This is a genomic window from Sulfurifustis variabilis (genome assembly GCF_002355415.1).
GTDB lineage: Bacteria > Pseudomonadota > Gammaproteobacteria > Acidiferrobacterales > Sulfurifustaceae > Sulfurifustis > Sulfurifustis variabilis.
In genome coordinates this window covers 3,943,561-3,958,814 of the sequence record NZ_AP014936.1, presented here as the reverse complement: position 1 = coordinate 3,958,814, position 15,254 = coordinate 3,943,561, and the positions used below count along the sequence as shown (strand labels likewise).

The following is a 15,254-nucleotide window of genomic DNA, read 5'->3' as shown; positions in this document are numbered from 1 at the left end:
TGCGAGAAAGTAACGTGCCGCCCCTCGATCGCAGCACGCTCCGGAAAGCTCAGGACGATGAAACGCACCTACCAGCCCAGCGTACTCAAGCGCAAGCGGACACACGGTTTTCGCGCGCGCATGCGCACGGCCGGCGGCCGTGCCGTGCTCCGGGCCCGCCGTGCAAAGGGCCGCGCTCGGCTGAGCGCCTGAGGGGTTGTCGCGAAACCCGCTCGGCCTGCCGCGCGACCTTCGCTTGCGGCAGCCCGCGGCCTTCCGCGACACGACGCGTGCCGGACTCAAGCTCCGGGACGCCCTCTTCACGGTCTACGCCGCGCCCAACGGGCTCCCGCACGGTCGGCTCGGCACTGCCGTATCGCGCCGGGTTTCATCCAAGGCGGTTGAGCGCAACCGCATCAAGCGCCACATTCGCGAATCCTTTCGTTTGCATCAAAGCATGCTAGCCGGTCTCGACGTCGTCGTTATCGCTCACACCGCAGCGGCGGCCGCCCCGTCGCAAGCCAGAGCCGATGCCTTGCAACGCCACTGGCGAACCGCCTCCTCCAAATGCGCTCGCTGCTGATCTTCCTCCTGCGGGGCTACCGCTATCTGGTCAGCCCGTTGCTCGGGCAGCGCTGCCGCTTTCATCCGAGCTGCTCGGCTTATGCGCTCGAGGCCATCCAGATTCACGGGGCCCTGCGGGGTACCTGGCTCGGTGTGGGCCGCATCGCGCGGTGCCACCCGTGGCACCCGGGCGGCTACGACCCCGTTCCGGAAGCGAGTCCACGCATCGTACGCTGACCCATGGACAATTACCGGCTGGTTCTTTTCGTCGCGCTCGCCTTCGTGCTCATGCTGATTTGGCAGGCATGGGAACGAGAGCACGCGGCCGCTCCGCCCGCAGCCGAGGCGCCCACGCAGGCGCCTGCACCGGAGGCCGCCGTTCCCGCCGCGCCGGCGCTTCCCGGAGAGGCGGCCCCCGTCGAGGCCAAGCCGCTCGCATTCCCCAGCGCCGAGCGCGTCGAGGTGGTGACCGACGTTATCCGAGCGGAGATCGACACCGCCGGTGGCGACTTGCGGCGCCTGCTGCTCCTCAAACACCCGGTATCGGTCGACAAGCCCGACGAGCCCATTGCGCTGCTCAAGGATACCGAGCAGGAGACCTTCGTCGCGCAATCCGGAATCGTCGGACACACCGCCGACTTCCCCACTCACAAGGCGCACTATCGGGCGGCCGAGCAACGCTACCGGCTCGGTGACGGGGAGCAGGAGCTGCGTGTCCCCCTGACGTGGCGGGCACCGGACGGCACACGCTACACGAAGACCTACGTGTTCCGCCGCGACAGCTATCTCATCACCGTCGAGTACACCGTCGAGAACACGACCAAGCGCGAGTGGATCGGATACCTGTACGGTCAGCTCGTTCGTTCCTACGTGCAGGCGCCGGGACTCTTCGCGATACCGACCTACACGGGCGGAGCCATCTACACGCCGGAGGACAAGTACCAGAAGATTTCGTTCGACGACATGGCGGCGAAGCCGCTCAGACGCGAGACACCGGACGGCTGGGTTGCCGTGCTTCAGCACTACTTCGTGGGCGCCTGGATCGCGGACGCGGACAAGAATCAGTTCTATACGGACGTGCTGCCCGGTCAGCGTTACGTTCTCGGCACCAAGGCGCTGACCCCGGCGCGCGTGGCGCCGGGCGAAACCGGTCGGGTCGCGATGGCGCTCTACGTCGGGCCGAAGGAGCAGCATCGCCTGGAAGACATCGCTCCCGGGCTCGAGCTCACCGTCGACTACGGATGGCTGACGGTGATCTCCGCGCCGCTCTTCTGGCTGCTCGAGCTCATCCACCGCTGGGTGGGTAACTGGGGCTGGGCGATCGTCATTCTCACGGTGCTCATCAAGCTCGCGTTCTATCCGTTGTCGGCGGCGAGCTACAAATCGATGGCACACATGAAGAAGCTCCAGCCCAAGCTCGCGAGCCTCAAGGAACGCTACGGCGACGACCGCCAGAAGCTCAATCAGGCGATGATGGAGCTCTACAAGACCGAGAAGATCAACCCGCTCGGCGGCTGTCTTCCGATATTGATCCAGATCCCGGTCTTCATCGCGCTCTACTGGGTGCTGCTCGAAAGCGTCGAGATGCGCCAGGCTCCCTTTGTGCTCTGGATTCGCGACCTCTCGACGCCCGATCCATACTTCGTGCTGCCGGTCATCATGGGCGTGAGCATGTACATTCAGCAGTGGCTCAACCCGCAGCCGGCGGATCCCATTCAGAAGAAGGTGTTCATGTTCCTGCCGGTCGTGTTCAGCATCTTCTTCCTCTTCTTCCCTGCCGGCCTCGTGCTCTACTGGGTGGTCAACAACCTGCTGTCGATTCTGCAGCAGTGGCGGATCACCCGCGTCATCGAGGCCAAGTCCGGCTGACATCGTGACCGCCGGCGACACGATCGCCGCCGTGGCGACGCCGCCCGGAGTCGGCGGGATCGGAGTGTTACGCGTTTCCGGACCGACCGTGCGCGCGGTCGCGTCCGTGCTCCTCGGGGACGTGCCCGCCCCCCGGCACGCCGCGTTTCGCGCCTTCCGCGATGCCGCCGGCCGCGAGATCGATCGCGGCCTCGCGATCTATTTTCCGGCGCCGTTCTCGTTTACCGGCGAAGACGTGCTCGAGCTGCACGCCCACGGTTCGCCCGTGGTCCTCGATATGTTGCTCGCGCGCCTGGTTCAGCTCGGCGCCCGCCTTGCCCGCCCGGGCGAGTTTTCGGAGCGCGCCTTTCTCAACGGCAAGATCGACCTCGCCCAGGCGGAGGCCATCGCGGACCTCGTGAACGCGAGTTCCGAGGCTGCCGCGCGTTCCGCCGCGCGGTCGCTGGCCGGCGCGTTCTCGCAAGAAGTACACGAGCTCGTCGAGGCGCTCGTCGCGCTGCGCACGCATGTCGAAGCGGCGATCGATTTTCCGGAAGAGGAGATCGACTTTCTCGCCGACGCGCGAGTGCGGGACGAGCTCGCCGCGATCCGCTCCCGTCTCGCGAACCTGACGCGGAATGCACGGCAAGGCGCGCTGCTTCAGGCGGGCATGACGCTCGTTCTGGCCGGAGCGCCGAACGCGGGGAAGTCGAGCGTGCTCAATGCGCTCGCGCGGGAAGAAGCGGCGATCGTGAGTCCGACGGCGGGCACCACGCGCGACATCGTGCGAGCGCATATCGCCATCGACGGGTTGCCGGTGCACGTGCTCGATACGGCAGGCTTGCGCGAGGGCGGCGAAGCGATCGAGCGCGAAGGGATGACTCGCGCCCGCGCGGCGATGGCGCGCGCCGATCACGTGCTCGTGGTCCTCGACGACAACGAACGGGATCACGACGTGGCGTCGCTCCTCTCGCATGTCCCCGCCGATATTTCACGCACGCTGCTCTACAACAAGATCGACCTGACCGGCCGGCCGGCCGGCGAATTCGTCACGCCGGCCGGAGTCGCGCTCGCGATCTCCGCCAAGTCGGGCGCCGGGCTCGATGCGCTCCGGGCACATCTGAAGCATCGCATGGGGTATCAGCCGGCGGGCGAGGGCGGGTTCATTGCGCGCCGGCGCCACCTCGACGCGCTGGCGCGCGCCGGCACCCACCTCGACCTCGCCGCCGAACAGGCCGATCAGCGCGCGGGCGAGCTCTTGGCCGAAGAGCTTCGCGGGGCGCAGCGCGTCCTCGGCGAGATAACCGGCGCATTCACTACCGAGGACCTGCTTTCCCGGATCTTTACGAGCTTCTGCATCGGCAAATGATCAGCGCGCGCGCGGCACCGCCAGACGACGGACCGCGCGAGCGAGGGCGGTACGCTCGCGGGGCGAGGCCTGGGCGCTGCCGTAGCGGAACGAGACGTAGCGCGAAGTGATCGCCACGATCGCGGCACGCTGCTCCGGCCAGCGGGCAGCGGCTCGGCGCGCGTAGTCCAGCGGCCCCTCATGCGGATCGCGCGCGAGACCGGCGCGCGCGAGCTTGCGGCAGTAGCGATCATAGATGCGCGCCAGCGGATCGCCCGGGCGACGCCGTCGGCCGGCTCCCAAGGCATAAGCGAGGACCAGGCCCATCACGCCAGCGACCAGCACGAGCCCCGCGGAGTCCCGAAGCCCCAGCCTGTCGAGGAGCCGCGTCTGGCGGTTCTCGTCGTAGTCCTTCACCCAGTAGAACCAGGAGAGATTGACATAGTCCCAGGTGAACCGGGCCCGCTGCCAGGCGCGCGCCAGCCACCGCGCTTCGAAGCGCGCGGGCTCGCCGGCCCGTGCTTCGGCGCCCTCCGCGACGACGGACTCGATGCCCTGTTCCACGCGCTCCGGCGCGACGGCTGCGGTCGCGTCGACACGCACCCAGCCCCGCGGCGCGAGCCACACCTCGGTCCAGGCGTGCGCATCCGACTGGCGCACCATGTCGTAATCGCCGGTGGGGTTGTAGAGGCCCCCCTGGTAACCGATCACCACGCGCGTGGCCACGCCCGCCGCCCGCATCAGGGTCGCGAAGGCGGCGGCGTAGTGTTCGCAGAAGCCGCGCCGTGTCTCGAACAGGAATTCGTCGACCGGGTCGTCACCGAGCCGGGGGGGCGACAGCGTGTAGCGAAAAGATTCCTTGCGGAAGTACTGCAACGCCGCACGCACGACGTCGTCGTCGCCTTCGGCCGCTTGCCGCCATGACCGTGCCAGGGCACGCACGCGTTCGCTCGTCGGCGGCACGGCCAACGCCCGGCGTCGTTCCCAGGCGGGTAGCGGGCCGGTCCGATGGCGCGGATGGGAACGCAGCACGTAGACCACGCGCTCGTTGACCGGCTGATGCCGTTCGAGCACCCGGCCCGACCGGATCCGGGTGTTGGCCGGCGCGATGACCGGCATATCGAGGGCGGGGAGCCACGTTTTCCCCGTAGGCTCGAGCATGACCCGATACGCGACAGGATCGCCGAGCGGCTCGAACCCCGGCGACTCGTCATAGCTGGCTCCGGTGCGCCATACACGCCCGTCGGTGTCCCACAACACCCGGACCCTCCAATAGCGGTCCGTGGTCGCCGGCCGTGCGCCGTCGAAATGCACCCGGAAAGCGATCGCCCCGGACGCCACCAGCTCGCCGATGCTGCCGGGGCGCATCTCGTCCGACATGCCGGTCAGGGCCGCGCGCGAGGGATTCGGCAAGGACCAGAGAGGCGCAGGCAGGCGGGGGAAGAGCACGTACATGAGGAGCATCAGCGGCAAGGCTTGCACCACCACGACCGCCGCGTAACGGAACCGCGCGACGGGTGTGAGCGGCCGGTCCTCATGCAGGCGCATCATTCCTGCGACCACCAGCACCACGACCACGAGCGCATAGAAAGCGTGTAGCGGGGACTGGTCGTAGAGAAAGCCGCCGAGCAGCAGCAGGAACAGCAAAAACGCCCAAAGCATGGCGTCCCGTTCGTCCGTCAGCTCGAGCGCCTTGGTTCCCGTCAGCCAGACCAGGAGCGCGATTCCGGGATCACGCCCCAGGAAGCTCCCGTAGCGCGCGTACACGAGGGCCACGCCGAATGCGGCCAAGGCGACGCGAAGCAGACGACCGGGCGCGGGCCAGCCCCGACGGTCGATGCCGAGGCGCCAACACAGCAGTCCCGCGAAGGCCGCCACCGCCCACCAGGGCAGTTCGCGCCCCAGCGGAAGCAGCGCGGCAGCGCCACCGAGCAGGAGCCAGGCGAGGCCTTGCCGCTGTACCGGCGTCAATGGAACGGTGGAGCGGCTCACGATGCCTCGGGAAACAGGGCGAGTCTTCTGAGGCACCGGTCGCGATGTGCATCGCCATGAGACGGTGCCAGTTCCCCGCTCGGGAGCCGCAACCCGTACACGTGGCCTTGCCGCTCGGCGTCGAGGACGAGGCGACAAAGCAAGCTCAACCGCATCTCCAGGTCGAGTTGCGGAAAAGCATCCCACTCGATCCAGACCGGCGTCGTGCCGGAGCCGCCGAACTCCTTCGTGTACCAGCCCTGTCCGCGCGCGACCGACTTCCACGCGACGTGTTGCGGCGCATCACCGTGGCGATACTCGCGGAGACCGACGAAATCGTCCCCTTCGCCGACGTTCCTTCCCTCGCCGGTCGCAGGACCCGCGAGTCGCAGTGCCCCGTCGGCCGGGGCGGGACGCGGATACACCAGACAGCGCTGGGGGAGCGCCAGGCGGCGCGACCACACGTGCCAGAGCCCGAGCGGGAAACGCGTGCGCATGGACAGGGGCGGGAGAAAGAGCCATCCCCGGCGCGCGCTGCGCACGGGAACGTCGAGGGCCACCGACGCGCCCGCGGGGACTTGTGCGCGCACCGCCGAATCGCCCCCTTCCACCACCACCGCCAACCGTTCGGGTCCTCCTACGTTCTCGATTCGAATTGAAAAATGGGCAACGTCCCCGGCGTAAACCGGATGCGCGACGCCGGGCGCCAGCCTGAGGCCGTGCAGGTTGCGATGCGTCCTGAGCATGATGACGAGCCCGATCCCGGCGAGCAGGAAGGCGAGCCCGTAGGCGAGCCCGTTGCCGTAGTTGATCCCCGCCACCAGCATGACGAAGAGGACGACCGCGTAGAGCAGCCCGTGACGCGTCGGGAGAATGTAGAGCGAGCGCAGGCCGAGGGTGTGCGAGCCTGCGCCGGGCGGCGCCGTCACGGCACAGGTACGGCGGCGAGCAGTCGAGGCACGGCTTCGCGCCCTGGGATCTCGGAGGACGCGCGGACGCGATGCGCGACCACGGCGGGCGCGACGGTCTGCACGTCTTCGGGCAGCACCATGTCGCGTCCTTCGAGCAGCGCCCAGGCGCGGGCGGCGCGCAGGAGCGCCAGACCGCCACGGGGGCTGAGGCCCTGCGTAAAGAGCCCCGACGTCCGGGTCGCCTCGATCACTGCCTGCACGTAGTCGAGCAGTGCGTCCGACGCGTGAACGCGCGCGGCGCGCTGCTGCCAGCCGGCCAGGGTGGGAATGTCGACGACCGGTTGCGTCGCCTCGAGCAGCTCGCGCCGGTCGCGCCCCTTGAGCAGCGCGCGCTCAGCCGCCGGATCCGGATAACCGAGTTCGATCCGCATGAGAAACCGATCGAGCTGCGATTCCGGCAGCGGGAACGTGCCGATGAGGTGCTGCGGGTTCTGCGTGGCGATCACGAAGAACGGCTCGGGCAGCTTGTAGGTGGTGCCGTCGCTCGTGACCTGCCGCTCCTCCATGGCCTCGAGCAGCGCGCTCTGCGCCTTGGGCGTCGCCCGGTTGATCTCGTCCGCCAGCACCAGTTGCGTGAACACGGGTCCCTGATGGAACTGGAACCGCTCCGCCCCGGGCTGATAGATCGAGACGCCGAGGATGTCGGCGGGAAGCAGATCGCTCGTGAACTGGATTCGGGTGAACTCCAGGCCGAGGACGCGCGCGAGCACGTGCGCCAGCGTGGTCTTGCCGACGCCCGGCAGGTCCTCGATCAGCAGGTGGCCCCGCGCGAGCAGACAGGCGAGCGCGAGACGGACCTGGCGCTCCTTGCCGACGATGACCTGCGCGATGGCGCGCAGGGCGCTGTCGAGCGCGAGACGCGGCCGGTCGGATTCGGGGACGAAGCTGGCGCGGGACATGGGCGAAGCGGCATCGAATCGGGTCTCATCTCATTGTAGCAACTGGCCTCGCGGACCCGTGCTTAACCGTCCCAAACACAGGGTGTTATGATCCCCGCCGGTTTTCCCGCGTTGCGCACATGCTTCACCCCGAATCGTACGATGTCATTGTCATCGGCGGCGGTCACGCCGGTACCGAAGCCGCGGCCGCCGCGGCCCGTGCCGGCGCACGCACGTTGCTGCTGACGCAGAACGTCGAGACCATCGGGCAGATGTCGTGCAACCCCGCCATCGGAGGAATCGGCAAGGGACACCTCGTCAAGGAGATCGACGCGCTGGGCGGTGTCATGGCCCGGGCGGCCGACCGCGCCGGCATCCAGTTCCGCGTGCTCAATAGCCGCAAGGGGCCGGCCGTGCGCGCGACGCGCGCCCAGGCGGACCGCTCGCTCTACAAGAGCGCCGTACGAGCCCTGCTCCAGGGGATTCCCCGCCTCACGATCTTTCAGCAGGCCGTCGACGATCTCGTGGTCGAGCGCGACCGCATCGCCGGTGTCGTCACGCAAATGGGCGTGCGCTTTCGCGCCCGCGCGGTCGTGCTGACGACCGGAACCTTTCTCGGGGGCAGAATACACATCGGTCTCTCGAACTACGAGGGCGGGCGGGCGGGTGACCCGCCTGCGAACGCCCTCGCGGCGCGCTTGCGCGACCTCGGCCTGCCGGTCGGCCGACTCAAGACCGGCACCCCGCCGCGGCTCGACGGCCGCACGCTCGATTATTCGGCCATGACGGCGCAACCGGGCGACGAGCCGGTTCCCGTCTTCTCGTTCCTCGGCGACCCGCACGAGCACCCGCGCCAGGTGCCCTGCCACATCACTTACACGAACGGGCGAACTCACGACCTCATCCGCTCGGCGCTCGATCGCTCGCCGATGTACGCGGGGGTGATCGAAGGCGTCGGGCCGCGCTACTGCCCTTCCGTGGAGGACAAGGTGGTGCGTTTCGCGGATCGTGAACGTCACCAGATCTTCGTCGAGCCGGAGGGACTCGACACGTACGAGGTGTATCCGAACGGCATCTCCACGAGCCTGCCCTTCGACGTGCAATGGGATCTGGTGCGCTCGATCGCGGGTTTCGAGCGGGCCGTCCTGACCCGGCCCGGCTACGCGATCGAGTACGACTATTTCGATCCCCGCGCCCTCAGGCCCTCGCTCGAGACCCGGTGCATCGCCGGCCTGTACTTCGCCGGGCAGATCAACGGCACCACGGGGTACGAGGAAGCGGCGGCGCAGGGATTGATCGCAGGCATCAACGCAGCGCGCTCGCTCGACGACCACGAACCGTGGTGGCCGCGCCGCGACGAGGCGTACCTCGGGGTGCTGATCGACGACCTCGTCACGCGCGGCGTCACCGAGCCGTATCGCATGTTCACCTCGCGCGCCGAACATCGATTGCTGCTGCGGGAGGACAACGCGGATCTGCGTCTTACCCCGGTCGCGCGGCGTCTCGGTCTCGTCGACGACGCGCGGTTCGCGCGTTTCGAAGCAAAACGCGACGCGATCGCGCGTGAGCAGTCGCGTCTCGCGGCGACGCGAGTTCGCCCGGGAATGCTGAGCGAGGACGAGGCGCGCGCGGCGCTCGGGGGCCCGCTCGCTCGCGAAGCGACCGCGCTCGAGCTCTTGCGCCGGCCCGAGGTGCGCTATGCGGATCTGATTCGCGTCGCCGGCGCAGGTCCCGGCATCGACGATCCCGAAATCGCGAGTCAGCTCGAGATCCAGGCGAAGTACGCCGGCTACATCGAGCGGGCACGCGAAGAGATCGAGCGCGGCATGCGCCACGAGGATACCCGGCTGCCAAGCGATCTCGATTTCCAGGGCGTGCATGGTCTCTCGGCAGAGGTCCGGCAGAAGCTCGCGCAGCACCGTCCGGCAACGCTCGGCCAGGCGGCCCGCATCTCGGGCGTCACGCCGGCGGCGATCTCGCTGCTGCTCATCCATCTAAAGCGCCGCAGCGCCTGAGCGGTTGCCGGATGAACCTGGAAAGGAAGCTGAGCCAGGGCCTTGCGGCGATGGGGCTGACGCTCGCGCCGTCGGCGCCGGCGCGGCTGGCGGCGTTCCTCGAGATCCTCGAGCGCTGGAACGCCGCCTACAATCTCACCGCCGTGCGCGAGATCGAGCAGATGGTCGGCCGCCACGTCCTCGATAGCCTGTCGGTGCTGTCGCATCTGCGGGGTCCGCGCGTGATCGACGTCGGCACCGGCGCCGGGCTGCCGGGCATCCCGCTCGCGCTCGCGCGGCCGGATGTGGCCTTCACGCTCCTCGACAGCAACTCGAAGAAGATCCGCTTTGTGACGCAGGCGGTTCACGATCTTGGAATCGCCAACGTGGAGATCGTCCAGAGCGCGGCGGAAAAGTATCGGCCGGCGGCGCCTTTCAACACGGTCGTCACTCGCGCCTTCGCCGCCATTCCTGATATGCTGGCGAGCGTTCGGCATCTGTGCGCGCCGGGCGGCGCCGTCCTCGCGATGAAGGGCGTGTATCCGCAGGAGGAGATCGCCGCGGTCGGCACGGGCTTCCGGGTAAGGGAGGTGGTGGAGCTCTCGGTGCCGGGTCTCGACGCCGCGCGCCACCTTGTGATCCTCGAGCCGACACCAGACGGGCAAACCGCGTGAAGGGCAAGGTCCTCGCGATCGCCAACCAGAAGGGCGGGGTCGGCAAGACGACGACGAGCATCAACCTCGCCGCGTCGCTCGCCCGGACGCGTCGGCGGGTCATGCTCGTGGACGTCGATCCGCAGGGCAACGCCACCATGGGCAGCGGCGTCGACAAGTCGACGTTGCAGGCCAGCACCTACACGGTGCTGATCGGCGAGACCCCGGTCGAGGCCGCGCGCGTCAACGTCGAGGGCGGGTACGATCTCGTGCCGGCGAACGGGAGTCTTTCCGGCGCGGAGGTCGAGCTCATCGAGTTCGACCAGCGCGAGCGGCGCCTCAAGATCGCGCTCGAACCGGTCCGTTCCAGCTACGACTACATCCTGATCGACTGCCCGCCGGCGCTGAATCTGCTCACCGTGAACGCTCTCGTTGCCGCGACCAGCGTCATGATCCCCATGCAGTGCGAGTACTATGCCCTCGAAGGCCTGACGGCGCTGCTCAATACCATACGGCGCATCCGCGAGACGCTGAACCCCTCGCTCCAGATCGAAGGCCTGCTGCGCACCATGTACGATCCCCGCAACAATCTCGACAACGAAGTGTCGGCGCAGCTCAAGCAGCACTTCGGCGACAAGCTCTACCGCACGATCATTCCCCGGAACGTCCGTCTCGCCGAGGCGCCGAGCTACGGCAAGCCCGTGATCGCCTACGACATGCAGTCGAAGGGCGCACAGGCCTATCTGGCGCTCGCTGGCGAGATGCTGAACCGCGAGGAGGCCGCATGATGACCAAGAAGCCGCGCCTCGGACGCGGCCTCGACGCACTGCTCGGCGCCGGCCTGCAGCCGGCCGACGAGAAGGACGAGCTCAAGCAGTTGCCGCTGGATCTGCTCGAGCGCGGGAAGTACCAGCCGCGCACCCACATGGACCCCGAAGCGCTCGCCGAGCTCGCCGCCTCGATCAAGGCGCAGGGCGTCGTGCAGCCGATCGTGGTGCGTCCGCTGCCGTCGGGGAGCTACGAGATCATTGCCGGCGAGCGCCGCTGGCGGGCTGCCCAGCTGGCCGGCCTCGGTACGGTGCCCGCGGTGGTGCGCCGCATCCCGGACGAAGCCGCGATCGCGATCGCGCTCATCGAGAACATCCAGCGCGAGAACCTGAACCCGGTCGAGGAGGCGGGTGCCCTCCAGCGCCTGATCGACGAGTTCGGCATGACCCACCAGCGCGTCGCCGAGGCGGTCGGGCGTTCGCGCGCCGCGGTGACGAACCTCCTGCGGCTGCTCGCGCTCAACGACGACGTGCGCAAGATGCTGGAGGAGGGTCGTATGGACATGGGCCACGCGCGCGCGCTGCTGTCCCTCGGCGGCGGGGCCCAGAGCGAGGCCGCCCACCAGGTCGTCGAAAAGGGCCTCTCCGTACGGGAGACCGAGAACCTCGTCCGCCGTCTGCTCGAGCGACCCTCGCCGCGCAAGCACAATCGGGCCCTGGATCCGGACGTGCGGGCGCTGCAGGACCGGCTGTCGGAGAAGCTCGGCGCCAAGGTTCGCATCCTCCATTCCAAGACCGGCAAGGGCCGACTGACGGTCGACTACCACACGCTGGACGAGCTCGAAGGCATCCTGAACCGGATACGCTGAGTGGCGGGCGCCGGGTCGGGCGGCTATAGCATATATATGTTAGCGACCATGCCCGTCCGAACCGTCATGAACCGAGTCGTTCCTGCGTTCCTTTTGGTGGTCCTTTGCCTGGCGCCGGCTGCCCGTGCCGCCGACGACCCTGTCCTCGCCTCCCTGCGCGTCGCCGCGGAGCGCGGCGAGGTCGATGCGCAGTACGAGCTCGGAGTGCTGTACGAGTTCGGTTTTCATCTTCCCGACCACCGTGTCACGGCGCTTGCGTGGTACACGCGGGCTGCCGAACAGGGCAACGCCGCGGCGGCCAAGCGCCGGGACCTCCTCAAGACCGAGTTGAGCGCCCTCGAGATCGAGCAGGCCGGTCGCCTGCTCGCCGCGCCCGCGGCGACCGCGCAGCGTTAGCATCCGGCGCTTCCGCGCGCTAACCTCGCGCGGTGCCGCGCCTTCTCGTCGCCCTCTCTTCGCACGGTTACGGACACGCCGCGCAGACGGCGCCGGTGGTGAACGCCCTGCGAGCGCGGCGTGCCGACGTCGCGCTGACCCTCGCAACGCGCCTCCCGTACGACTTCCTCGCCGCCCGGTTTGCCGGGCCGTTCCGCTACCTGCCGATGGACACCGACGTCGGCATGGTCATGGGATCTGCCATCGACGTAAAGGTGCGAGAAAGCCTGGCCGCGTATCGCTCATTCCACCGGGACTGGAGCGGGCGGGTCGATGAAGCCGCTGCGGCCGTCGAGCGCGACCGCGCGGACGCCGTGCTCGCCAACGTGCCCTACGCGATGCTCGAGGGCGCGGCGCGCGCCGGCGTGCCCGCGGTTGCGATGTGCTCGCTGAACTGGGCCGATGTCTTTGCGCACTATGCGAAGCGCGCCGGCGCAGGCGACCAGGCGGAGGTGCGGACCATACACGCAGAGATACGGACGGCGTACCGGGCCGCTGAAGCGTTCCTGCGCCTCACGCCCGGCATGCCGATGCCGGATCTCCCTCGCGCGCGCACCATCGGGCCGGTCGCACGACTCGGTCGGTGCGATCCGGCAGGCCTGCGCGCGCGACTCGGCCTCGAGGCGAACGTGCCGGTCGTGATGATCGCGCCGGGCGGCATCGAACTGCGGCTGCCGGTCGAGGGCTGGCCGCGCGCCTCTGCGCACTATGTCGTGCCGGCTTCCTGGGGCGTTCACCGGCCGGGCTTTACCGCTTTCGAGTCGCTCGGGCTCCCTTTCGTCGACGTTCTCGCCTCGTCGGACGGGGTTGTGGGCAAACCCGGTTACGGTACGTTCGCCGAAGCGGCCTGCAACGGGGTGCCGATCGTCTACGTACGTCGTGGCGACTGGCCCGAGGAGCCGGCGCTGATCGGCTGGATGGCGAAAAATGCCCGGTCCGCCGAAATCGGTCGCGACGCGCTTCGGCACGGTGCCTTCGGCGACGAGATGGAGCGGCTGCGCAGCCTGCCAGCGCCGCGGCCGCCGGCTCCGACCGGCGTGGACGAGGCGGTGAGGGCGCTGCTCCGGCTCCTGGACATTCGTTGACCCTCTCGGACCGCGAATCCTATACTGCCGGCCTCAACTATTCGGACCTCCCACCCGTGCTCGTCAAAGACATCATGACAACCGCCGTGAAAACCGCCCACCCGGACAGCCTCATCCGGGAGGTCGCCATGGTGATGTGCTTCAACAAGATCAGCGGCATGCCGGTGGTGGACGACGACGGCAGGATCGTCGGGATGATCTCGGAAAAGGATATTCTCTGGGGGATGTTTCCCGACCTGCAGGACTTCATGGGTAACCCCGAGGTGGCCGACTTCGAGGCTTTCGAGCGCGACTACAAGGACGTGGTGAACCTCAAAGTCCAGAACCTCATGACCACCCGCGTCTACGCCGTGGAACCCACGATGCCTGTCCTCAAGGCCGCCTCGATGATGTTCCGGCATCGCCTTCGGCGGTTGCCGGTTGCCGACAACGGCAAGCTCGTAGGCATCGTGAGCGTGGGCGACGTGCACAAGGCAATCTTCCAGCACAACATCACCGGCCGGGCATAGGCGCGAGCTATCGCGCGCATCGCATAACCTTATTTAATAGGTACATTTGACGCTGTCGCGGGCCCTCCTTATACTGCGCGCGCCTTAAGCGGGTCTCGCCGGGCGGCGCGGAGCGGTTGCGGCGTCTACCGTTCCTCACCGCATGATCTGGCGATGGATTTCCGAGCCGATGCCTACAGAGTCGTGGCTGCGCAGTTCGTGGTCGCGATCGTCATTTCCTCCGGGCTCCTGATTTTCTCGGGTTGGCGCACCGCGTGGTCGGCGTTGGTGGGAGGCTCGATCGCCGCGCTGGCAAGTCTTTATTTTGCGGCCGTGCTATACGCGCGGCGGGGTGGCCGCAATCCGCGGCAGTTTGTTCGGGCATTCTACGTGGGCGAGTTTCTGAAGATCGTGATCACGGCGGCCCTGTTCTGGATCGCCATCGTCTGGCTCGACGTTTCGTTCCTGCCGGCCTTCGCCACGTATGCCGTGGCGCTGCTTGCCTACTGGCTCGCGCTGCTGCCGGTCTTTTCGCGGTTTGCGCGCAGGTGAGCCGGTCATGGCTACGCAGACGCAGACACCCACGGATTACATCGTCCACCATCTCACCAACCTCAGGGCGGGCGACGGTTTCTGGACGTTCCACCTCGACACGCTGATCATCTCGGGCCTCCTCGGCCTCGTGATCCTCGCCCTGTTCCGCTTCGCCGCCGCGCGCGCCACGCCCGGTGTGCCGGGCGGTCTGCAGAACTTCGTCGAAATCATGGTCGAGTTCGTCGACCAGCAGGTGAAGGACACGTTCCACGGCAGGAGCGCGCTGATAGCGCCGCTCGCCCTCACGATCTTCGTCTGGATCTGGCTCATGAACTTCATGGACCTGATCCCGGTCGACCTGCTGCCCTGGCTGGCCGGCCTGGCCGACGTCCATTACCTGCGCGTGGTGCCGACGACCGACCTCAATGCGACCTTCGCGATGTCGCTGTCGGTCTTCTTCCTGATCATTTTCTACAGCATCAAGGTCAAGGGACCCGCCGGTTACGCGAAAGAGATGCTGCTCGCGCCCTTCGGCAAGTGGTTCATCCCGTTCAACCTGCTCCTGCGGCTCGTCGAGGAGATCGCCAAGCCCGTTTCGCTTTCCCTGCGTCTCTTCGGCAACCTGTACGCGGGCGAGCTCATCTTCGTTCTGATCGCGCTGTTCCTGCTCGGGCAGACCCTGACCGGGGTGCTCACGAGCGCAACCGGCTGGGTGATGCTTTTCACGCAGGTCATCCTCGGCCTCGGCTGGGCGATCTTTCACATCCTGATCATCACCCTGCAGGCGTTCATCTTCATGGTGCTCACCATCGTGTACCTGAGCCTCGCGCACGAAGAGCACTAGACCGGTTCTCAACACTTTTCCTACAG

The 15,254-nt window shown here is 67.8% G+C and carries 17 protein-coding genes; 14 read left to right on the top strand and 3 right to left on the bottom strand.

What is annotated here, in order from left to right; genetic code table 11:
* Positions 1-57: 57 nt before the first annotated feature.
* The 5 genes from rpmH to mnmE are packed head-to-tail and all read left to right on the top strand — an operon-like array spanning position 58 to position 3,760.
* On the top strand, positions 58-192 hold the full coding sequence (gene rpmH / locus SVA_RS19245; RefSeq protein ID WP_096462752.1) for a 50S ribosomal protein L34: 135 nt from the start codon (positions 58-60) through the stop codon (positions 190-192).
* Positions 193-196: 4 nt separating this feature from the next.
* A complete protein-coding gene (gene rnpA, locus SVA_RS20535) occupies positions 197-562 on the top strand; it encodes a ribonuclease P protein component (protein ID WP_096462751.1) in 366 nt (121 codons plus the stop codon).
* Positions 547-780 carry a membrane protein insertion efficiency factor YidD gene (yidD, locus tag SVA_RS19235; protein ID WP_096462750.1) on the top strand — a complete coding sequence of 78 codons (234 nt, stop codon included), beginning with the start codon at positions 547-549 and terminating at the stop codon, positions 778-780. Before rnpA ends, yidD begins: the two co-directional genes overlap by 16 nt.
* A 3-nt stretch (positions 781-783) precedes the next feature.
* Positions 784-2,412 (top strand): membrane protein insertase YidC, encoded by a 1,629-nt coding sequence (gene yidC / locus SVA_RS19230; protein WP_096462749.1) that lies wholly within the window; start codon positions 784-786, stop codon positions 2,410-2,412.
* A 1-nt stretch (position 2,413) separates the two neighbouring features.
* Positions 2,414-3,760, top strand: a complete 1,347-nt coding sequence (gene mnmE / locus SVA_RS19225; RefSeq protein WP_096462748.1) for a tRNA uridine-5-carboxymethylaminomethyl(34) synthesis GTPase MnmE — start codon at positions 2,414-2,416, stop codon at positions 3,758-3,760.
* On the opposite strand, the gene SVA_RS19220 is transcribed toward mnmE, so the two are convergent.
* From SVA_RS19220 to SVA_RS19210, 3 genes are read right to left on the bottom strand one after another with little or no spacing between them, the layout of a single operon-like run.
* Positions 3,761-5,731, bottom strand: a complete 1,971-nt coding sequence (locus tag SVA_RS19220; protein ID WP_169924198.1) for a transglutaminase TgpA family protein — start codon at positions 5,729-5,731, stop codon at positions 3,761-3,763.
* On the bottom strand, positions 5,728-6,639 hold the full coding sequence (locus SVA_RS19215; RefSeq protein ID WP_148665566.1) for a DUF58 domain-containing protein: 912 nt from the start codon (positions 6,637-6,639) through the stop codon (positions 5,728-5,730). The genes SVA_RS19220 and SVA_RS19215 overlap by 4 nt, the downstream gene beginning before the upstream one ends.
* Positions 6,636-7,580, bottom strand: a complete 945-nt coding sequence (locus tag SVA_RS19210) for an AAA family ATPase (RefSeq protein WP_096462746.1) — start codon at positions 7,578-7,580, stop codon at positions 6,636-6,638. Before SVA_RS19210 ends, SVA_RS19215 begins: the two co-directional genes overlap by 4 nt.
* 119 nt (positions 7,581-7,699) lie before the next feature.
* Between SVA_RS19210 and mnmG the strand changes: the two genes are divergently transcribed.
* From mnmG to atpB, 9 genes are all read left to right on the top strand, one after another.
* Positions 7,700-9,574: a tRNA uridine-5-carboxymethylaminomethyl(34) synthesis enzyme MnmG gene (gene mnmG / locus SVA_RS19205; protein WP_096462745.1), complete on the top strand. Its 1,875-nt coding sequence runs from the start codon at positions 7,700-7,702 to the stop codon at positions 9,572-9,574.
* Positions 9,575-9,585: 11 nt separating this feature from the next.
* Complete coding sequence (rsmG, locus tag SVA_RS19200; protein ID WP_096462744.1) at positions 9,586-10,227, top strand: 16S rRNA (guanine(527)-N(7))-methyltransferase RsmG; 642 nt, start codon at positions 9,586-9,588, stop codon at positions 10,225-10,227.
* On the top strand, positions 10,224-10,994 hold the full coding sequence (locus SVA_RS19195) for a ParA family protein (RefSeq protein ID WP_096462743.1): 771 nt from the start codon (positions 10,224-10,226) through the stop codon (positions 10,992-10,994). Before rsmG ends, SVA_RS19195 begins: the two co-directional genes overlap by 4 nt.
* Entirely contained in the window at positions 10,991-11,842 is an 852-nt protein-coding gene (locus SVA_RS19190) for a ParB/RepB/Spo0J family partition protein (protein WP_096462742.1), read from the top strand. The genes SVA_RS19195 and SVA_RS19190 overlap by 4 nt, the downstream gene beginning before the upstream one ends.
* A gap of 66 nt (positions 11,843-11,908) precedes the next feature.
* Positions 11,909-12,238, top strand: a complete 330-nt coding sequence (locus SVA_RS19185) for an SEL1-like repeat protein (RefSeq protein ID WP_169924197.1) — start codon at positions 11,909-11,911, stop codon at positions 12,236-12,238.
* Positions 12,239-12,336: 98 nt separating this feature from the next.
* Positions 12,337-13,362, top strand: coding sequence for a glycosyltransferase family protein (locus SVA_RS19180; protein ID WP_169924196.1), 1,026 nt, complete (start codon positions 12,337-12,339; stop codon positions 13,360-13,362).
* 74 nt (positions 13,363-13,436) lie between these two features.
* Positions 13,437-13,871, top strand: coding sequence for a CBS domain-containing protein (locus SVA_RS19175; protein ID WP_269456931.1), 435 nt, complete (start codon positions 13,437-13,439; stop codon positions 13,869-13,871).
* A gap of 153 nt (positions 13,872-14,024) precedes the next feature.
* Positions 14,025-14,402, top strand: a complete 378-nt coding sequence (locus SVA_RS19170; protein ID WP_096462739.1) for an ATP synthase subunit I — start codon at positions 14,025-14,027, stop codon at positions 14,400-14,402.
* Between the two features lie 7 nt (positions 14,403-14,409).
* Positions 14,410-15,228 (top strand): F0F1 ATP synthase subunit A, encoded by an 819-nt coding sequence (atpB, locus tag SVA_RS19165; RefSeq protein ID WP_096462738.1) that lies wholly within the window; start codon positions 14,410-14,412, stop codon positions 15,226-15,228.
* Positions 15,229-15,254: the final 26 nt, after the last annotated feature.